Annotated in this window: 17 protein-coding genes and 1 pseudogene; 10 read left to right on the forward strand and 8 right to left on the reverse strand. The window is 45.2% G+C overall.

What is annotated here, in order from left to right; translation table 11 throughout:
• Positions 1-14: 14 nt before the first annotated feature.
• Together AWM73_RS08750 and AWM73_RS08755 are read right to left on the reverse strand one after the other, a co-directional pair.
• Positions 15-509, reverse strand: a complete 495-nt coding sequence (locus tag AWM73_RS08750) for a PTS system mannose/fructose/N-acetylgalactosamine-transporter subunit IIB (RefSeq protein WP_060778992.1) — start codon at positions 507-509, stop codon at positions 15-17.
• Between the two features lie 24 nt (positions 510-533).
• Positions 534-953: a PTS sugar transporter subunit IIA gene (locus AWM73_RS08755; RefSeq protein WP_060778993.1), complete on the reverse strand. Its 420-nt coding sequence runs from the start codon at positions 951-953 to the stop codon at positions 534-536.
• A 130-nt stretch (positions 954-1083) separates the two neighbouring features.
• On the opposite strand from AWM73_RS08755, the gene rpoN reads away from it, so the two are divergent.
• Complete coding sequence (gene rpoN / locus AWM73_RS08760; RefSeq protein WP_060778994.1) at positions 1084-2415, forward strand: RNA polymerase factor sigma-54; 1332 nt, start codon at positions 1084-1086, stop codon at positions 2413-2415.
• A 133-nt stretch (positions 2416-2548) separates the two neighbouring features.
• Here rpoN and AWM73_RS08765 read toward each other — a convergent pair whose 3' ends face one another.
• From AWM73_RS08765 to rpmH, 6 genes are all read right to left on the reverse strand, one after another.
• Positions 2549-3763: an acyl-CoA dehydrogenase family protein gene (locus AWM73_RS08765; RefSeq protein WP_060778995.1), complete on the reverse strand. Its 1215-nt coding sequence runs from the start codon at positions 3761-3763 to the stop codon at positions 2549-2551.
• Positions 3764-3865: 102 nt separating this feature from the next.
• Positions 3866-4783 carry a 3-hydroxyacyl-CoA dehydrogenase family protein gene (locus AWM73_RS08770; RefSeq protein ID WP_060778996.1) on the reverse strand — a complete coding sequence of 306 codons (918 nt, stop codon included), beginning with the start codon at positions 4781-4783 and terminating at the stop codon, positions 3866-3868.
• A 348-nt stretch (positions 4784-5131) separates the two neighbouring features.
• The gene (gene jag / locus AWM73_RS08775; protein WP_060778997.1) at positions 5132-6124 is read right to left on the reverse strand and encodes an RNA-binding cell elongation regulator Jag/EloR; all 993 of its coding nucleotides are present in this window, start codon (positions 6122-6124) and stop codon (positions 5132-5134) included.
• Positions 6125-6139: 15 nt separating this feature from the next.
• Positions 6140-6991: a membrane protein insertase YidC gene (gene yidC / locus AWM73_RS08780; protein WP_306301628.1), complete on the reverse strand. Its 852-nt coding sequence runs from the start codon at positions 6989-6991 to the stop codon at positions 6140-6142.
• On the reverse strand, positions 6981-7367 hold the full coding sequence (gene rnpA / locus AWM73_RS08785; RefSeq protein WP_060778998.1) for a ribonuclease P protein component: 387 nt from the start codon (positions 7365-7367) through the stop codon (positions 6981-6983). Before rnpA ends, yidC begins: the two co-directional genes overlap by 11 nt.
• Before the next feature lie 51 nt (positions 7368-7418).
• Positions 7419-7553, reverse strand: a complete 135-nt coding sequence (gene rpmH, locus AWM73_RS09020) for a 50S ribosomal protein L34 (protein ID WP_013669588.1) — start codon at positions 7551-7553, stop codon at positions 7419-7421.
• Positions 7554-7922: 369 nt separating this feature from the next.
• Between rpmH and lpdA the strand changes: the two genes are divergently transcribed.
• The 9 genes and pseudogenes from lpdA (at position 7923) to AWM73_RS08830 (ending at position 19380) form a co-directional block, all read left to right on the forward strand.
• Positions 7923-9338 (forward strand): dihydrolipoyl dehydrogenase, encoded by a 1416-nt coding sequence (lpdA, locus tag AWM73_RS08790; protein ID WP_060778999.1) that lies wholly within the window; start codon positions 7923-7925, stop codon positions 9336-9338.
• A 98-nt stretch (positions 9339-9436) separates the two neighbouring features.
• A complete protein-coding gene (locus AWM73_RS08795; protein ID WP_060779101.1) occupies positions 9437-10423 on the forward strand; it encodes a thiamine pyrophosphate-dependent dehydrogenase E1 component subunit alpha in 987 nt (328 codons plus the stop codon).
• A 33-nt stretch (positions 10424-10456) separates the two neighbouring features.
• Entirely contained in the window at positions 10457-11446 is a 990-nt protein-coding gene (locus AWM73_RS08800; protein ID WP_060779000.1) for an alpha-ketoacid dehydrogenase subunit beta, read from the forward strand.
• Positions 11447-11489: 43 nt separating this feature from the next.
• Positions 11490-11939 (forward strand): annotated as a pseudogene (locus AWM73_RS09200) (biotin/lipoyl-containing protein); the annotation flags it as partial.
• A gap of 54 nt (positions 11940-11993) precedes the next feature.
• Positions 11994-12941, forward strand: coding sequence for a dihydrolipoamide acetyltransferase family protein (locus AWM73_RS08805; RefSeq protein WP_411910816.1), 948 nt, complete (start codon positions 11994-11996; stop codon positions 12939-12941).
• A 75-nt stretch (positions 12942-13016) separates the two neighbouring features.
• Positions 13017-14066 carry a PTS sugar transporter subunit IIC gene (locus AWM73_RS08810; RefSeq protein ID WP_060779002.1) on the forward strand — a complete coding sequence of 350 codons (1050 nt, stop codon included), beginning with the start codon at positions 13017-13019 and terminating at the stop codon, positions 14064-14066.
• Positions 14067-15039: 973 nt separating this feature from the next.
• Positions 15040-16392 (forward strand): chromosomal replication initiator protein DnaA, encoded by a 1353-nt coding sequence (gene dnaA / locus AWM73_RS08820; RefSeq protein WP_060779004.1) that lies wholly within the window; start codon positions 15040-15042, stop codon positions 16390-16392.
• Positions 16393-16639: 247 nt separating this feature from the next.
• Entirely contained in the window at positions 16640-17791 is a 1152-nt protein-coding gene (dnaN, locus tag AWM73_RS08825; protein WP_060779005.1) for a DNA polymerase III subunit beta, read from the forward strand.
• 254 nt (positions 17792-18045) lie between these two features.
• Positions 18046-19380 (forward strand): FAD-binding oxidoreductase, encoded by a 1335-nt coding sequence (locus AWM73_RS08830; RefSeq protein ID WP_076340235.1) that lies wholly within the window; start codon positions 18046-18048, stop codon positions 19378-19380.
• Positions 19381-19693: the final 313 nt, after the last annotated feature.

Here is a 19693-nt window from a genome sequence, read left to right on the forward strand (position 1 = left end):
TCCTTTCTAAATTTTTATAGACTCGCTAAGGATTCAGCAAGATCTTTCTTAGTATTACTTGGTAAAACTTGGTGGAAACTATCCACTGAAAGTTGAGAAAGCTCTTTAGCCGCTTGTAATTCGGTTGGATTCAACTGCACACTAGAAAATGGCGCCACCTTTTCAGCGGGATCCGTTTGGTCAAAACGACCAACATTAGCCACGTTCACAGCTTCAGTATTCTCAACGGCCTTAGCAATTTGATAAGCATCGGAGACCTTATTGACAATCACGAATAATTTCCGATCAGCGGCTCTAGGGTCTTGGCAAACTTTAATGGCGTCAGCGACTGAACGAATCAACAATTTAGACCCTTCTGGCACAGCCATTTTCAAGGTCATTTGGGTAATTTCATCACTAGCAGCAGCATCATTAGCCACGATAATTAAGGGGGTATTCAATTCCTTGGTCCACACTACAGCCACTTGGCCATGGATTAAGCGGTCATCGACACGAATTTGGGTAATCATTGTAAAAATCTCCATTCTATTGACTTAAGCAAAGAAGTCTTCATCGGACTCCTCAACCTCTAACTGAACTAATTTAACGGCACTTTCTTCGATCTCGGCTTGTAAGCTGGCTTCGCTCAGCTCATCAGGTGAGAGTAAGACACTCAGGATCACTCCCAGGTTAGCATTACTGATCACAAAAACTTGCTTAGCCTTATCACTGTGTAAACACCTGGAAACGATCCGTTGGTTAACCGAACCGCCAAAGATATCGGTAAAGATAATGCCTTGGTCTTCAGCCTCAATATCGGCTAAGAATTGGTCAATTTGACTGGTATAATCTTCATCCGTGACATAGGCATCAATCACTTGGACTTGGTCTTCTAGACCAGTAAGGATCTTGATTGACGATTTAAAGCCAGATGCCAAGTGTCCGTGAGAAGCAATTAATATTTTCTTAGTCATCAACTGACCTCCTTTCTCAATCTCTTACTCTATATATAGCAATTTATATGCCAAAACTTTCCTGATATAATAGTAAACAAAGATTATTCTAGTGTTCATAATAACTTATTAGTGTTTAAGGAGTTCTTTTATGGCTATCAATTACCGTACCCAGCAAAAGATTAAGGAAAAATTATCCCCCTATGTCAAAACTCAATTGGTCCATGCCAGCCGACTCTTACAAAAGAACCAGGTCGACTTAGCCACTGAACTCAAGAACTACTATGAAAGCAATCCCTTTATCGAGATCAGTGAAAATCAACAAGTCCAAGCCTCCTTTACTCATGAGGCGAGTGACTATTCCTTAGCAGACACTTTGGCCGATCCCAATGCTTTATCCTTGGATGAGTACCTGATTCAGCAAGTCAAAGAGAAGTCTTTATCTGCTTATGAAAAAAGACAAGTTGCTTATTTAATCGGTCAACTGGATCAAGACGGTTACTACCGTAAGGAGGACCAGGTCACCCGCCAACTCTTTGCTTGGCGTCAAGAAGAATTAGAGACTTATTTAAGTATTCTGCAAAGCCTGGACCCCAAAGGCATCGGCGCTCGTAATTTACAAGAGTGTCTAGCTTTACAGGCCAGAGCGCTTCCTGACGGGCAATTCGTGGAAGCCTTAATCTATGATCACTTAGAAGACCTGGCCCAGGGAAACTTTGACAAAATCGCTCAGCAAGAAAGCATCCCTTTAGACCGGGTAAAGTCGGGCTTTATCCAGATTCAAAGCCTGGAACCCCGGCCAGCTCGTAATTTTTCTCTTGAAATACCTGCCTACACCCTGCCCGATATTATTGTCAAAACAGAAAATGGAGACCTAAGCCTTCAAGTATCTAAAGACTATCTCCCCAAAATAAGTTTTAATCAAAATTATTACCAAGCCCTGCAAAGTCAAAGCCCTGATGCAGAAACGCTTGCCTATCTCAAAGAGAAAAAACGAGAATTTGACTGGCTGGTCTTCTCCCTCAAGAAAAGAGACCAACTGCTCTTGAAAATTAGCCAATACCTGGTCCACTACCAAGCCGCCTATTTAAATCAACAAGGAAACCAGCTCTGCCCCCTTTCCCAAAAAGACTTGGCCCAAGCCTTAGACTATGACGAGTCAACCATTTCCCGGGCTATCATGGACAAATACTTGCAATATAATCAGCGAATTTTAAGTTTTCATGACCTCCTAGCTAAAAAAGTTTCCGCCAATGGCGAATCTCTGACTCGCAAGCAAGCAGAAACATTCATTCGCCAAATCATTGATCAGGAATACTCCCACCATCCCCTCAGTGACCAAGCCATCAGTGACCACTTAGCCCTCCATAACTACTACCTAGCCCGCCGGACTGTAGCCAAGTACCGCCAAGCCATGGGAATCCCTGGTGCCCGAAGCAGGAAGCGACAAAAACTTGCCCAAAAAAATAAAAAACGTGGTTAAATCAAGACAGTTAAGGTAATTTATAGCCAAAGAAAAAAGTGTCTCTCTCACTCATCAGTGAAAGAGACACTTTTTTCGTCTTGTTATATTATTCGGCTAAGTTTTAATCCAGCGCTTGATTATCGAAAACTTCTTAAATAAAGGCTTGTTGGCCAGTATAGTAACGACCAATAATGAGGGAGTTAACCTCGTGGGTCCCTTCATAGGTGTACATCCCTTCAATATCCGCCATAAAGCGTGGCACGTCATATTCCAAGAGAATGCCGTTACCCCCACAGACTTCCCGAGCCAGAGCCGCATTTTCACGAGCCCGGTAACCGTTATGCATCTTAGCCATAGAAGAATTCTCTTCTTTGTAGATACCACGTTCTTGTTGTTGGGCTAATCTGACTGCGATAGCTAGGGTTGCTTGGGCGTTCATTGCCATGCGGGACAATTTTTCTTGGATCAATTGGAAGCTGGCCACAGTCTTACCGAAGGCTTCCCGTTCCCGGGTGTACTTCAAGGCTGCTTCAAAAGCCCCAGCTGTCGCACCTGCTAGTAACCAAGCCACGTCAGACCGGGTGTTACGGAGGATGTTCGCCGCGTCTTTCCAAGAGTTCACATTTTGCGCCCGTTGAGATTCAGGCACTTTAACATCGGTATAAATAATTTCTGCGTTAGGCATCATCCGGAAGAAGGCTTTTGGTTCGGTGTTGAAGGTTTCTACCCCTTCACTTTCCCGTTCCACAAAGAACATCTTCACTTGGCCATCATCCACATCACGGGCAAAGAAAGCGTGCCACTTAGCCAGAGTCCCGCCGCCGATCCATTTCTTATGACCATTCAAGATCCAGGTGTCGCCTTCCCGTTTAGCGGTCGCTGCCATCCCACCAGCAATATCAGAGCCGTGTTCAGGTTCGGTCATAGCGAGAACACCCTTACCTTCCCAGCTTAAAACGCCAGGCATGAGTTTTTCTTGCTGTTCCTTGCTGCCCCCAATTTTGACACATTCGTGGAAGAGACCCCCATTAGAGGTATAGAAGGTCCCAATCACCGGGTCGGTTTTAGCTAGGGTATAGGCTCGGAAACCACGGAAGAGTTGACTAATAGTCCCATCTTCACGTCCTTCTAATAATTTAGGGTTTTGAATCAGGTCAATATCAATAATTTTTTGCATTTCTTCTAAGGGGAAAGTTGCCTTGTCCCAGTGTTCATCTAAGACTGGGTAGATATCCTCTTTCAGGACTTTTTCGACCTCTTGGAGGACTTCTTTTTCCCCATCGGTTAAGTCTTCGGCATAGTTATAAAGGTCGGAATAAAACATTTTTTCAACTGCATCAATGTCTGCTCTAGATTCTTTAACCATAATCGTTCTCCTTGTCCTTTAATTCGCTCATATTGACCCAAGCGACTGGGAAAGTTCATTTCTCCCCCAGACTAGCGTTGTTTAGGTCTTTTGCTTATCTAACTATTTTCCCTGTAATTTTTCTTGGTTTTTGGCTTGTTCAGAAGGTAATTGATTCCCCTCTTCATCGTAGTCATAGAAGCCCTTGCCTGCCTTCTTACCAAAGCGGCCAGCCCGCATCATATTCTTCATGGTGACTGGTGGAGTCCAGCGTGGGTCACCATACTCTTGTTCGAAGTATTCCATGACATAGTAACCAATATCGACACCGGCATAGTCTTGAAGTTCAAATGAGCCCATGGGGTGGTTCAAACCATAGCGCATGGCCTTGTCAATGTCTTCTGGGGTGGCAATACCTTCCTCGAGCACCTTAATGGCTTCGATCATTTGTGGAATCATGATCCGGTTAACGATGAAACCGGGGGAGTCTTTATGAACGGTCACGGTTTCTTTACCGATACTTTCAGCAACTTCTCTAACCACAGCCACTGTTTCATCACTGGTTTCATAGCCATAGATAATTTCTACTAACTTCATCACTTGTGGTGGGTTGAAAAAGTGCATCCCCGCGAAACGACTAGGATCTTCTAAGGCACTAGCAATTTCGGTAATCGATAAAGAAGAGGTATTGGTCGCCAGGACAATGTCATCACGGACAATGCCTTCCACTTCTTTAAAGACTTCTTGTTTTAAGTCCATCTTTTCTAAAACGGCTTCAACCACAAAGTCCACATCTTTGAAGTCCTTGAGGTCGGTGGTTCCGGTGATGCGGCCGAGCACTTCTTCCTTGCCGGCTTCATCTAATTTCCCCCGTTTCACACTGCCGTCGAGGAATTTACTAATCCGGTCTATCCCCCCTTGGACAAACTTGTCTTCAATATCTCTTAAGATCACCTGGTAACCGTTAGAGGCAAACACGTTAGCAATCCCTGCCCCCATGGAGCCGGCTCCAATCACGCCAATTGTATTGATCTCTGACATAGAAACAACACTTCCTTTCTTTGGATTTATTATCTTCACAAGTATTGTAGCAAAAATGTAAGCGCTTTATCATTTTTATGCTTGTGCACTTATTAGTTATCTAGTACTAAAATCACTAGCACTAAGCCAAGATAGCCTGAAAAATTCCTTTCACAAGCCCTCCCCTAGCCTTGATAAAATATAAACATAAAGAAAAAAGCCAAAAAATAAATGACTTATTTCTTGGCTAATCTCTCTCCTGAAAGGCTGATTTATGCAATTTTTGTACTAAAGGAATGCTCACTAAAATCATTTATTAAATAAAAAACCCCAGCGCCATCAGACACTGGAGTTCTTCTTACAACATCACTAGTCCTTATAGGACACGACCATATAACGGTGTGGGTCACGACCCTGAGACTGGGTTTTAATATGACTGTACTTGGATAGGCAGCGGTGGATAATCTTCCGTTCACGCGCTGGCAAGGGACTCAAGGTGACATCTTCACGTTCCACGGTCACTTGGTCAGCGGTTCTTTCCGCCAATTTTTCCAAGGTTTGCTCACGACGTTCCCGGTAGTCACCCACATTGACTTCAACGGCTACCCGTTTGCGGACATGGGAATGGGTAAGAATCTGAGCCAGGGTTTCTAAGGAATTGATAATCTTACCATGCTTACCAATGACTAAGCCCGGTTTGTCGGTATTAATATGGAAGATAATTAAGTCATCCATATCTTCAACGTCAATAGTCACGTCCACCAGGTAGGCTTCCATGACATCGATGAGATAGTGGGCCACATCTTCAACGCCCCAGTCGAAAGGATAGGAAGCTTCTTCATCATCCTCTTCATCTGCGTCTTGAGACTGGCTGGCACTCTCAGAGTAGTCAGCTGCTACTGATTGGCTGGCTGGCTCACTTTGACTTTCCACTGGCTCTAAGTCGGCGCTGGCGCTTTCATCAACTTGGCTAGTGCTTTGACTATCGAGTGTATCAGCGACTTGGCTGTCACTGCTTGATTCACTAGTCGCTTGGCTGGCAACACTTTGGCTATCATCAAGCGCTTCAACCACAGTCGCTTCTTCGACCACTTCAGTCGTGGCCGGCTCTGTATCAGCTGCTGGGTCAGTGACTGTTTCTGCTTCAACAGCTACTTCAGCCACAATCTCATCAACACTGGGTTCATCATCCGCTAGGCTGACTTGAATAATGGCTGGTTGGCTACCAAAACCAAAGAAACCTTTTTTAGGCTCTTGGAGGACTTTGACATCTTCCATCGGGATGTCACTGACTTGGAGCCCTTCTTTAGCTGCTGCAATCGCCTCTTCAACGCTGGCGCCTTGATAAGTTTCTAATTTCATATTTGATGCTCCTTATTACTTACGCTTTTTACCTCGTGGATTACGACGGGCTTTCTCTAAGCGCCGTTCCAAATCTCTTTCCTTGGCCTCTTCTTCATGGCGAACCCTTTGTTTTTGATAAGGGTTGTTGATCAATAGGGTTTGGCCAATGGTAAAGACATTGGCTGTTGCCATGTATAAGGCCAAAGCACTTGGTAAGTTCATCATAACAAAGAAAATAAAGACAGGCATAACGTATTGCATAGCTGTCATCGATCCCGACTTAATCCCTGAAGCGATCTGACTGAGGTGGGTCGAATACCAAATCGATACCGCAGCAATAATCGGTAAAATAAAGTAAGGATCTGGCTTTCCTAATTCCATCCATAAGAAATGCCCATTAGTTAAGGCTTCTGTCCGACTGATGGCTTGGTAAAGGGCCGTCAGAATCGGGAGTTGGATGAGTAAGGGGAGACAGCCAGCAAATTGGTTGGTATCATACTTCTCTTGCAGTTTGGCGGTCTCTTCTTGGAGTTTTTGTTGGGTTTCCGCATCACGGGAAGCATATTTTTCTTGCAGAGCCCGAAGTTCAGGCTGCATCTTTTGCATCTTCTCCGTGTTCTTCATTTGTAAGTGATAGAGCGGGGTTAAAAGGAGGCGGGCCAAGATGGTGAAGACAATAATTCCCATCCCATAGCTGTTACCAAAGACCCCTGATAACCAAATGATGATTTGCGATAGCATGTAGAGCAAACGGTCCCAAAAGCCCGTGGAATCGGCTGTAATCGGCTCCATACCGCCGGCTCTGGCACACCCGCTCAAGACAAGGACCCCAACTAAGAGCATCCCCAGAACTAGCAGGTGTTTTTTATTTTGTTTAATTTTCACTTTCTGCCCTCTCGTTTCTTTCTACTGGCCTAGACGGGTCAGTGTGGAAGAGGCCCTGTAAGCGCATGACGTGGATCAAACTGGACTTAACCTGGTCTTGGCTCATGTCCTTAGTTGGCTTACGGGCAATGATGATGAAGTCGACATTGCTTTTAATATAAGGTTTTAACTCGGTCAGCGCCTGGCGGATTAACCGTTTCACCCGGTTGCGGGTCACCGCATTGCCGATCTTTTTTCCCACAGAGAGTCCAACCCGAAAATGTTTTTGCTCTTTTTCGATGGAGTAGACTACAAATTGCCGGTTCGCCTTGCTGTCTCCTTGGTGGAAAACCAAGCTAAAATCTTTTTCTGACTTGACTCGGTAGCTCTTGCGCATTGTATTCCCTCCTCGACACTAAATAAAAAAAGACCACAGCGCTTTGTGGTCTTATGCTGAAAGTCGTTTTCTGCCTTTTTGACGACGACGCGCTAAAACGTGACGACCATTTTTTGTACTCATACGGTTGCGGAAGCCATGTTTCTTTTGACGACGACGTTTATTTGGTTGATAAGTTCTCTTCATGAATGACACCTCCTATGATTTGGGAATGGTTATATCTAATAACAATCTTTCACATTATACCGAACAACTAAAATAAGATCAATAGAAATCTAAAAAAAAATTCACCAACTGACTAATCTTTTTCTAAAAAACACATCTTCTCCAGCAGTCTTATAAACATGGTTTCTAGTCGGCAAATAATTAATAGTTTCTTCTTATAAATTAAGTCCAACCTTTGCGAAATGGCCTAAGGATGAGTATAATAAAAGTGAAAAAGAAAGCGCTTACTTACTATAAATCCATATCTTTTCGCCTCTTTTTATTTTCAAGTGAATAAACCGTAAACAAAGCTAATTATTCAAGCAAGATTTATAGAAAGAAAGGTGACGGTTGATGATCAATACAGATTTAGTCGTACTCGGTGGCGGACCCGCCGGCTATGTGGCCGCTATCCAGGCAGCCAAACTCGGCTTAGAGGTTTATTTAATCGAAGAAGACAAAGTCGGGGGAACCTGTTTAAACCGGGGCTGTATCCCTACCAAGGCCCTCTTACAAGCCGCCCATGTTAAAGACACGGTCGACCAGGCCCAGGACTTTGGGATTGAAAGTAGCGGCCAATCCCAGGTCAAGATGGAAAAAGTCCAGTCCTATAAAAATGCCGTAGTCAAACAATTAGTAACTGGGGTGGAAGGCTTAGTCAAGAAAAACAAGGTCCACCTCCTAAAGGGGCACGGGGCAGTTTTAGGGCCTTCTATCTTCTCTCCCAATTCGGGCGCCATTGCAGTAAGTCCAAATGATCCCAAGGAAGAAGAAAGTATTATCGTTCCCAAAAACGTCATTATTGCTAGCGGCTCGCGGAACAAAAACCTGCCCAATATTACTATTGATGAGGAATACATTCTCTCCTCCACCGGCCTCTTAGAAATAGAAAAAATTCCTGAATCCATCGCCATTATTGGTGGCGGGGTCATTGGGGTAGAATTTGCCTCCTTCCTCGCTCGGATGGGAAGCCAGGTCACCATTATCGAATACCTGGACCGGCTCTTAGCCAACGAAGGTAAGAATATTTCCCAAGCCCTGGCCAAAAGCTTTAAAAAACAAGGCATCTCCCTCAAACTCGGCTGCCAAGTCGACCAAGCCCAGGTCAAGGATGGCCAGGTCCTGGTCTCCATGAACCAAGGTCAGGACCAGGAAGTTTTTGACAAGGTCCTAGTGGCTGTTGGTCGTGAACCCAACATTGATAATATTGGCCTTCATAATACTTCGATTAAATATGGTAAGAAAGGGATTGAGGTCAACCAGCACTTCCAAACCAAGGAAGGCCATATCTATGCCATTGGGGACGCCATTAATACCCTCCAACTGGCCCATGTAGCTATGGCGGAAGCCAAGTGTGCCGTTGACCATATCGTTAACAAGACCAGTGACCCGCTCAACTACACCATGTTACCACGTTGTGTCTATAGCTCTCCGGAAATTGCCAGCGTGGGTTATAACCAAGATAACCTTCCCGAGGGCGTTGAAGCCAAGGTGGGCCACTTCCCCCTAGCAGGCAACGGCAAAGCCCTGATCGAGCAGGCCAGTGACGGATTTATTGAAGTCATCCGCGACCAAGCCACGGACGACCTACTAGGCATTACGATTTTTGGCCCCCATGCCTCCGAGTTGATCAGTGAAGGCAGCCTGGGACTTTACCTCAATGCCGCTAATGAAGAAATCGCTACCACCGTCCACCCTCACCCTAGCCTGTCCGAAGCCCTCCAAGAGGCCGCTTTAGATGCCATGGATATAGCCATTCATAAATAATACCCTGTCACAAAATATATAGTAGCTAATAAAAATAATGTGGTAATCGGATGCTCTTTTCAGCTCATCCATCGAATAAAGAAAGTGAGTTGACTATCATGGAAAAATTAGCAAGTACTGGTCTAAGTAAAGAAGCCATTATCGAGGCTTATAAGCATGTAGTCCGGAGCCGTTTACTCGATGAACGGATTTGGCAATTAACCCGGATCGGTAAGACCTCCTTTAATATTTCTGGTCAAGGACATGAAGTCGGTCTAGTAGCCATGGCTTTAGCCTTTGACCATGACAAGGACTTCTTCCTTCCTTATTACCGGGACATGACCGCCTGCATGGTGTGGGGCATGTCCTGTACCGATGTTCTCCTGGCCACCTTTGGTAAGGATGCTGACCCCAACTCTCACGGCCGGCAGATGCCTAACCACTTTGGCTCCAAAGAACACAATATCGTCAGCCATTCCTCCCCGGTGTCGACCCAATACCCCGTGGCTGCGGGAGTCGCCCTAGCTAACAAACTGGATGGTTCGGACAGCATCGCCCTCACGACCACAGGTGAAGGCTCCTTTAACCAAGGGGAATGTGCTGAAGCTATGAATATTAGCGGGGTTATGCAACTTCCAGTCATCTTCGTGGTGGAAAATAACGGTTATGCCATCTCCGTTCCTGCCAAACACCAATACCATGCCGAATCCCTGGCCCTCAGAGGTCCTGGCTATGGTTTTGAAGGCGAACGGGTAGACGGCTTTGACTTTGCCCAAAGCTACAAGGCTTTCAAAAAAGCCGTGGAAAAGGTCCGCCAAGGCGGTGGCCCTCACCTGATTGAACTCATGGTCACCCGCTTAACCAGCCACTCCTCCGATGACGACCAAACCGTTTACCGGTCCAAAGAAGAATTAGAGGAAGTCAAGGCCAATGACCCCATTAAGAAATTCAAAGCACAACTCATCGAAGAAGGCTATCTGACTGAAGCGGAAGACGAAAAAATCTACCAAGAACTCCAAGCTGAAGTCGACCAAGCTACTGATGAAGCCGAAGCCAGCCCTGACCCTACACCAGAATCACTCTATGAACAAGTCTATGCCGACTAATTTCTCCATATAATAGGAAAGGAATGACTCAAGATGACAGAAATAACATACTTAGAGGCCTTAAACCAAGGTATTGATGAAGAAATGGCCCGCGACGATAAGGTCCTCATCTTTGGTGAAGACGTCGGCGGGGAAAAAGGTGGGGTTTTTGGTGTCTCCAAAGGCCTAGCCGCTAAATACGGGGATGACCGGGTCTTCTCCAGTCCCCTAACCGAAATTGCTATTGCTGGTTTAACCGTGGGCTTAGGCGTTAAAGGCTACCGGGCTATTGGTGAATTCCAATTTGCCGACTATATCCTCCCTGCTGTTAACCAAATTAACTCCGAAGCCGCTAGAATGCGTTACCGGACCAAGGGCGACTGGACCGCTCCTATCGTCTTTAGAGCACCTTATGGAGCTGGGGTTCGCGGTGGTTTCTACCATTCTCAAACCACGGACAAGGTCTTTGCTGGCCAACCAGGCCTTCGCATTGTAACGCCATCCACTGTCTATGATGCTAAGGGGATGATCAAGGCCGCCATCCGTTCCGATGACCCCGTCCTCTTCTATGAACACAAACGTCTCTACCGGCTCTTAAAAGATGAAATTCCTAGCGAAGACTATACTGTTCCTTTAGACAAGGCCAATGTCCTCCGTCAAGGCGACGATATTACCGTGATTGCCTATGGGATTGTCCTCCAATACGCTCTTAAAGCCGCTGAACGCTTAAGTGAAGAAGAAGGCATTGAGACTGAAGTTGTTGACGTCAGAAGCCTCTATCCACTAGACAAAGAAACCCTGGTGGAAGCGGCTAAGAAAACCGGTAAGGTCCTTCTGGTCACTGAAGACAACAAGGAAGGCGCCATTATGAGTGAAATCGCCGCCATTATCGCTGAAGAGGCCCTCTTCGACTTGGATGCGCCCATCCGCCGTCTAGCTGGTCCGGATGTGCCTACTGTGGGCTATGCTCTCAACTTAGAACGTGAATTCTTAGTGGATGAGGACAAGGTCTACCAAGCCATGAAAGAGCTCGCTGAATTCTAATCATGAATAGGACTTGTCATTAAGCAGAAGGGAGCTTAAACTAATGACTAAAAAAATCATCAAGATGCCGGCCCTAGGCGAAAGTGTTCACGAAGCGACCATTAACGCTTGGCTAGTCAAAGCCGGCGATACCGTCAAAAAATACGACCCGCTTGCAGAAGTGATCTCTGACAAGGTCACCACCGAGGTCCCCTCCGAATATAGTGGGGTGATCGATGAATTGTTGGTTGATGAAGATGAAGAAATACCTATTGGCCAAGCTATCCTTTCCATTATAGTCGAAGGGGATGGCCCAGACGACCAGGCTGAAGCCAGTCCAACAGCAGCGAATGACCAAGAGCCGGCCGCTGAAACAAAGGAAGCCAGCCAGCCAGCTCAAAATCTTAACTATTCCCCGGCTGTGGTCCGCTTGGCCCAGGAAAAAGGCATCGACCTCAAGCAAGTCACCGGTTCTGGTAAAAATGGCCGCATTACCCGAAAAGACGTCCTCAAAGCCGCTGATCAAATCAAAAACAGCAGTCAAAGCACAAAAACTAGTGAAGCAAAATTGTCAAATGATTCAGAAAAATCGAAATCTTCTAGCCGATACTCACCAGCTGTGCTAAAATTAGCTCAGACGCATAATATTGATTTGTCTCAGTTGGTGGGAACTGGTGCTAAAGGGCGTATCACACGAAAAGATGTTCTAGCGGCACTTGAATCGGGCCCAAGCCCAGACCAAACTGCCAACCAGTCTGAAAATAGCAGCCCAGCTGGTCAGTCAGCCAAGGCTCAAGTGAGTCAACCAAGTCAATCTCAAGACCAAGTCACACAAGCCGATGGTATCCGTAAGGCCATTGCTAAACAAATGACTAAGTCCTATCAAGAGATTCCCCATGCTTGGATGATGGTAGAAGCTGACGTGACCAATATTGTTAATTTACGCAATCATTTAAAAGAATCTTACCAGGATAATGAAGGGATCCACCTCTCTTACTTCCCATTCTTTGTTAAAGCAGTGACCCAAGCTTTAAAACAACACCCACTGCTTAACGCCAGTTGGCAGGAAGATGGGATTCACTACCATAAAGACATTAACTTATCGATAGCAGTAGCTACCGAAGACCATCTTTATGTGCCAGTGATCAAACAGGCGGACCGTTTATCCATCAATGGGATTGCCCATGAAATTGACCGCTTAGCCCAGGCCGTTAAAAACGGTAAGGCGACCAGCCAAGACATGCAAGGCGGGACCTTTACCGTAAATAATACGGGGGTCTTCGGTTCGGTCCAATCCATGGGGATCATTAATCCACCACAAGCTGCGATTCTTCAAGTCGAATCGATTAAGAAGCGCCTTCTTGTCAGTGATGACGGTAATTTCAAAATGGCCGACATGGTTAACCTCTGTCTCTCCATTGACCATCGTCTCCTCGACGGTTTAGAAGCCGGTCGCTTCTTACAAGATGTGGTCCACAATTTAGCTCAATTCAGCCAAGAAACAGAGATATATTAATGCGCTTCTTAGACTCTAGCGACAGTCTTTAACTGAGAGTCAACCAATTATTTCTAGAGAAGAAGGAGTGACAATATGAGTGAAGAAACACAAATGACCCCTAAGGTCTTTCTTAATAAAGTATTGAATGGGACAGCGACAGGAGTGGTTATTGGTTTAATTCCTAATGCCGTTCTATCCGGGATTTTAAAATATTTTACCCACATTCCCCTAGCCGTTACCATTTCTCAAATTGCCGTTATTTTCCAATTAGCGACCCCGCTTCTGATCGGGGCCTTAATCGCCATGCAATTTGGCTTCAAGCCCATGCAAGTCATGGTGACCGCCGGAGCCAGTTTCGTGGGCTCGGGAGTTGTCCAATATAATCCTGAAGCCAAGGCCTATATCGGTGCGGGAACCGGGGACTTGATCAATACCATGATCACTGCCGCCATAGCGGTTCTGGTCTTACTCTGGGTCAAAGATAAATTTGGCTCCACCGCTGTGATCGCCATGCCGATCTTAGTAGGTTGTGGGGTGGCCCTGATCGGGGTCCTCTTACTCCCTATTATCGCTAAGTTCACTGGCGCCATCGGTAGTGTCATTAACAGCTTTACCAACCTACAACCGATCCTAATGACCATCTTGATCTCCTGTTCATTCGCGATGTTGATTATCTCACCCATTTCAACCGTGGCGATCGGTCTAGCCATCCAACTCGATGGGATTGCTGCTGGGGCAGCTTCCATGGGGGTTGCGGCAACAACAGTCGTTTTAGTGGTTCATTCTTGGAAAGTTAATGAATCCGGGGTTACCCTAGCCATTGCCTTAGGGGCTATGAAGATGATGATGGCCAACTTATTCAAGTATCCAATCATCTTAGTACCTACCCTATTTACTGCAGTGATTACTGCTATTCCAGTAGCCCTCTTCAATATTTCCGGTACCCCACAATCCGCTGGTTTCGGTTTAGTAGGTATTGTCGGACCGCTAGCATCCTTCGATGCCGGCCTAAGCATTCCATTAGTCGTTCTTTCTTGGTTGATCATTCCCGTAGCCGTTGCCTTACTCAGCAAAGTTCTCTTTGAAAAAGTATTGAAATTATATGACGGTAACGTGGTCTTTGCTTACCAAGGTCAAGAGTAAAATTGCTAACAAAGTCGAGCGCAAGCTCGGCTTTTTTTATGCTTATTTTTAAATACTAACCCTCCGATTTTGTCCTTTTGTGTGACTGTCACACTCTCTCCAAACCTGTTCCAAGCGCGAGGTGAGCTCCATTTCAGAAGTCCTTGCAAATCCTCTTTGAGGATTTTCGGCGCACTTCTTCCAATGGTCTCCCCTCTTATTGCGCTTGTCACACTCTCTCCAAACCTGTTCCAAGTGCAGAGCAAGCGTCCGCTTCAGAAATATTTGTCAATCCTTTTCAAGGATTTCCGCATATTTCTTCCAGCGGTCTTGCTCTTTTACGCACTTGTCACACTCTCTAAACCTGCTCCAGTCACAGGACGAACGTCCATTTCAAAAACTGTCAACACTCAGTCAAGCTGAGTTCGTACGCTAGCCTTGAAGTTGCTTCAGAAAATTCCAACGCACAGATTCCTGTGCTTTTGGTATTTTCCTCCAGCAATTCAAGCCTTTGACGGCGTACTCACATCCTAATAGCTGAGTTTATGACAGTTTTCTCCAATTGCTATAGCTGTTCGAAGCGTTAGCGAGTTACAGATATAGTATGCGTAGCGTTTTCGTCCTTTATCGTGACTGTCGCACTCTTTTAAATCCCCAAAAGTGGATAAGTTTTCCCAGGGGGAGTGGACAGAGCTTACTGCCAAGAACTTATCCCAAGGGCTTTTAACAGACTTCTGCACAATCCACAACAAGGGGAGAAGTTATCCACAACTGTGGATTCCTTTTTGAAATCTGTGTGTAGTTAGGCTTTTATCCCTGTGTATTATCCACAATCGAACAAGTTTTCCCCTGTAAACTCCTAGCTATGCACAGATTGTGGATAAGTCTATGAACAACTTGGGAAAACTTTTATCCCCAAGTGAATAAATGTGGATAACTTTCCTGCTTCATGGTAAACTAAAAGAGACTATTTCTATAGAAAGGAGTCGTTTCGATGGATCCTTTACAGGAACTTTGGCAAGTGGTCACCGAGTATTTTCGTGCGCACTTGACCAAGGGAAGTTTCGATACCTGGATTTTGGGCCTCAAACCCCTCCGGATGGATCATGATGTCTTATACATCGAAGCTGTTTCCCAACTGCACAAAAAACACATTGAATCCAATTATATGATGCAGCTGCAACAGGTGATTTATGACTACCTCGGCCGAGAAATTCGGATCGAAATTACACTCGACAACCAACAAGCGGGGAGCAATCATTTAGACTTCGGACCAGCAGCTAATCCTGGCCAAGCCCCAGCTGACAATCGCACCGCTAACCGACATAGCGACTTAAACCCTAAGTATACCTTCGAAAACTTTGTGGTAGGTGAAGGAAATAAAATGGCCCATGCCGCTGCCTTAGCCGTGGCTGAAGGTCCAGGACGGGACTATAACCCCCTCTTCTTCTATGGGGGCGTAGGACTGGGAAAAACCCATCTCATGCAAGCGATTGGCCACGAAGTCTTACGGACTCATCCTGATGCTATTGTCAAATATGTCACCAGTGAGACTTTTACCAATGACTTTATTGAAGCGATTCGGACCAATACCATGCCGGACTTCCATCAAGCCTACCGTCATGTGGACATGCTCTTGGTCGATGATATTCAATTTATCGGTAACAAGCAGTCGACCCAAGAAGAGTTCTTCCATACCTTTAACGCCCTCTACAATAATAATAAGCATATCGTCTTAACCAGTGACCGCGATGCCAGTCAAATTCCTGAGTTAGAGGACCGGCTGGTTTCCCGCTTTAAGCAAGGCTTATCAACGGATATCACCCCACCAGATTTAGAAACCCGGATTGCCATTTTGCGCAACAAAGCCAAGGTCAACGGCATTGATATTCCAGACGAGACCCTTTCCTATATCGCTGGTCAAATTGATACTAATATTCGCGAGCTAGAAGGAGCCCTCACCAGTGTTCAAGCCTATGCGGTCATGAACCAAGAAGAGCTCAGTCCTGATGTCGCCGCCAGGGCCTTATCCAATTATCGCGACGCCAATACCAAAAAGGTACCAAGTATTGCTGAAATTCAAGAAACCGTAGCCGATTACTTTGACCTGACTGTTGCCGATTTAAAAGGGAAGAAACGGAAACGGGACATTGTCGTTCCCCGGCAAATTGCCATGTTCCTCTCTCGGGAAATTACGGATGCCTCCCTACCTAAGATTGGCCAAGAATTCGGCGGCAAAGACCACACCACGGTCCTCCATGCCCATGAAAAAATCTCAGAAGCCATGAAATCAGCCACTGAGATTAAAGAAAATGTCGAAAGTATTCAAAATTTACTCAAACGTTAGGGTTTTAGCCGACTCTCCTGTCTTCAAGGCAGGCAAAGTGAGCTTTTTATGCTAAACTAATAAAAGAAAAGGGCCTGTGGATAAATAGCTAAGTTAGGCACAAGCCTTCCCACAACTTATCCACAAGTGGAAAAGTCTTAAGGTCACTTCTTTGAGGAAGTTTTCAACAGCTTCCACATGACCTACTACTATTACTATACTATTAATATATATATAAATAAGCACGCATCCAGCAAAGGAGCTTTTTATGAAATTTACAATTAAACGTTCCATTTTTGTTGATCATTTAAACAATGTCCAACGAGCGATTTCCTCACGGACAACTATTCCTATACTCACTGGAATTAAAATCGCTGTTCTGGATTCAGGAATCATCCTTACTGGTAGTGATTCAACCATTTCGATTGAAATTTATATTTCTAAAGAAGATGAAAGTAACCAGTTATCGATTGCTGAGACAGGGTCTATTGTTCTCCCTTCCCGTTTCCTCGGTGACATTGTCAAAAAACTCCCTGAAGACCAACTGACCTTGGAAGTCCAAGATAACTTACAAACTGTTATCCGCTCAGGAGAATCCGTCTTTAACCTCAATGGGACTGCCGGCAGCGAATACCCCACTCTCCCTGAAATTGATGCTGATTCGACCTATGTCTTACCGGGTCATCTCTTTAAACGGGTGGTTAACCACACCATTATTTCGGTATCTAACCAACAAATCCGCCCACTCTTTACCGGGGTTCACTTTATCCTGGCCGATGAGCAACTGAAAGCGGTATCAACCGACTCCCACCGGCTCAGTCAACGGATTGTGCCTTTGACCATGCCAGAAGAAAGCCAAGGTAAGCCTTTAGAAATCAATATTCCAGGGCAAACTCTGACCGAGCTTACCCGTTTAGTGGATGATAATGAAGATATTGAGATGATGGTCACCGATAACCAAGTCCTCTTTAAGATTGATAATGTCTACCTTTATTCCAGACTCTTGGAAGGGAATTACCCCGATACCGACCGCTTGTTGAGCTTGGACTACAACACGAAAATTAAAGTCGATGCCCAAGAACTGGTTCACGCAGTAGAACGGGCCTTAATCTTAAGCCACCAAGGCAAGAACAATGTGGTTAAGCTTTCCCTTTCCCAAGAAGAAGCCATTCTTTCCGGTCACTCTTCTGAGATTGGTTATGTTAAGGAAAAACTCAGCCTCCTAAGCTTTGAAGGCGATGACTTGGAAATTTCCTTTAACCCCGACTACTTACGGGAAGCTCTAAGGAGTTTTGGCGGCCAAGATGTGGTCATTCGTTTCGTTAACCCAACCCACTCCTTTATCTTGACCCCAAGTGAAGATGAAGATGAATTTAACATGGTTCAACTCATCACCCCTATCCGGACACCTGGTAATTAAGCTAATACTTAGACCAAACGCTTTAATTCTTCACTTAGAATTAGGGCGTTTTTTTATTGGAATTTTGAAGGAATATAACTATCAACTGTTCATAGCTATCTATTAAAACAAGTTAAATAATCAGTCATCAACTGTATAAAATAGAGAAATTTTTTTACTTTCAAAGGCCAATCTTGCTCACTTTTAAACAAGCGTTTTCATTGCACAGTGAAATCGATTACTTTACTATAAAGTTAACAAAAGGAGGCATTATAATGACAATTGAAAGACAAGTTGACGACAAATATCTCACTACCTTTATCCATGAATCAGAAGCCGGCCATGCGGAAGGGATTATCTATCCTGAAAATGAAGAACAAATCGTTGCAGCCGTCAAGAAGGCTCAAGCTGAAGGGAAAAAACTCGTGACCATTGGTGGGCATACGGCTCTGGCTGGTGGCACCTATCCTCAAGGTGAAATCCTCTTAAATCTGGAAAAAATGAATCAAATCCTCGACCTCGATAAGGAAACCTTGACCTTGACCGTGGAAGCGGGCGTGACCCTCAACCAAGTCCGTGATTATTTAGCGGGTAGTGGCTACTTCTATGCCCCTGACCCTGGCGAAAAACGGGCCACCGTAGCGGGAAATGCGGCCACTAATGCTGGTGGGATGCGGGCCATTAAATATGGGGTGACCCGGGATAATATCCGTTCCATGCGGGTGGTTCTGGCTAATGGTGAAGTGATTAATGCCGGTAGCTTGAATAATAAGGATTCTTCTGGCTATGACTTGAAGGACCTCTTCATCGGTTCAGAAGGGACCTTGGGCATTATTAGTCAATTACAATTGAAATTGCGGGTGGAACCCCAATATGAGAACTCCCTCTTAATCGGTTTCGAACACTTAGAAGAACTAGGACCGGTCATTTATGAAATCTTGCATTCCTCTGTGGCACCAACCGCCCTGGAAATGTTTGAACACGATGCTATCACCTACGCTGAAGAATTGCTCGGTAATGAAATGCCAAGTAAAACTGGCCAAGCCTTCCTCTTAGTCACCCTCAGTGGTAATCAAGAAGCGGCCATCCAAAAAGATCTGGAAAACTTGGAAGAAATCGCTCAAAATGCTGGGGCTTTAGCGACTGAGCTCTTAAGTGGTGAAGTGGAAAAAGGCGTCTGGGACATCCGTGACCATATCCTCTCAGGAATTTATAAGGCAGGTCCCATGCGCTTAGATGATCCTGTCGTTCCGGTCAATAAGATCACCCAAGCCATCAATAAATCCAAAGAGATTGCCGATGACTTAGGGATTGCCTCGACTTTCTTTGGTCATGCCGGGGATGGTAATATCCATATCTGCCTCATGAAGAAAGCACTCAGTGACCAAGAATGGGAAGACCGTCTCCACCAATATGACCTCCGTCTCTATGACTTCTTAGCTGAAAATGGTGGCCTCCCTTCTGGAGAACATGGGATTGGTCTCGAACGGGTGAAATTCATGCCTATCTTCTTCTCTGAAACGGAATTAAATACCATGAAAGTCATTAAAAAAGCCCTTGACCCTAACAACCTCCTCAACCCAGGCCGGGTCATTGAAATTGAAGAGTAAAATAATCATTAATAGAAAACCAAGCTGGGACCCTCTCCCAGCTTTTTTACGATCAAGATTAAAAGCAGAGAGACTGCTCGCCTTAGGATCGACTAAATTTTTTACCTATCCAAACTCAAAGTCCCTTTCATATGCCAAACTTTCATTTTTAGGCTTTAATGGTCTTCTAAAAAGCATTAGTAGGAAGTGGCTAAAAGAGGCTCTAGTGGAAAATAGGGCCTTTTTTTGCTTATATAGAGGATTTGGGGTATAATATTACTTGAATAAGGGAGACAAATCGTACTCTAAGAGACCGAATTGGAGTACGCTTTTT

It is taken from the genome of Aerococcus urinae (assembly GCF_001543175.1).
GTDB lineage: Bacteria > Bacillota > Bacilli > Lactobacillales > Aerococcaceae > Aerococcus > Aerococcus urinae.

Bases quoted from the DNA above. Each gene is read 5' to 3' on its own strand.
- AWM73_RS08765 (WP_060778995.1), bottom strand. From the start codon at position 3,763: ATGGTTAAAGAATCTAGAGCAGACATTGATGCAGTTGAAAAAATGTTT.
- dnaA (WP_060779004.1), top strand. From the start codon at position 15,040: ATGGATCCTTTACAGGAACTTTGGCAAGTGGTCACCGAGTATTTTCGT.
- AWM73_RS08750 (WP_060778992.1), bottom strand. From the start codon at position 509: ATGATTACCCAAATTCGTGTCGATGACCGCTTAATCCATGGCCAAGTG.
- AWM73_RS08830 (WP_076340235.1), top strand. From the start codon at position 18,046: ATGACAATTGAAAGACAAGTTGACGACAAATATCTCACTACCTTTATC.
- AWM73_RS08810 (WP_060779002.1), top strand. From the start codon at position 13,017: ATGAGTGAAGAAACACAAATGACCCCTAAGGTCTTTCTTAATAAAGTA.
- AWM73_RS08770 (WP_060778996.1), bottom strand. From the start codon at position 4,783: ATGTCAGAGATCAATACAATTGGCGTGATTGGAGCCGGCTCCATGGGG.
- rpmH (WP_013669588.1), bottom strand. From the start codon at position 7,553: ATGAAGAGAACTTATCAACCAAATAAACGTCGTCGTCAAAAGAAACAT.
- rpoN (WP_060778994.1), top strand. From the start codon at position 1,084: ATGGCTATCAATTACCGTACCCAGCAAAAGATTAAGGAAAAATTATCC.
- rnpA (WP_060778998.1), bottom strand. From the start codon at position 7,367: ATGCGCAAGAGCTACCGAGTCAAGTCAGAAAAAGATTTTAGCTTGGTT.
- dnaN (WP_060779005.1), top strand. From the start codon at position 16,640: ATGAAATTTACAATTAAACGTTCCATTTTTGTTGATCATTTAAACAAT.
- AWM73_RS08795 (WP_060779101.1), top strand. From the start codon at position 9,437: ATGGAAAAATTAGCAAGTACTGGTCTAAGTAAAGAAGCCATTATCGAG.
- AWM73_RS08755 (WP_060778993.1), bottom strand. From the start codon at position 953: ATGACTAAGAAAATATTAATTGCTTCTCACGGACACTTGGCATCTGGC.
- AWM73_RS08800 (WP_060779000.1), top strand. From the start codon at position 10,457: ATGACAGAAATAACATACTTAGAGGCCTTAAACCAAGGTATTGATGAA.
- jag (WP_060778997.1), bottom strand. From the start codon at position 6,124: ATGAAATTAGAAACTTATCAAGGCGCCAGCGTTGAAGAGGCGATTGCA.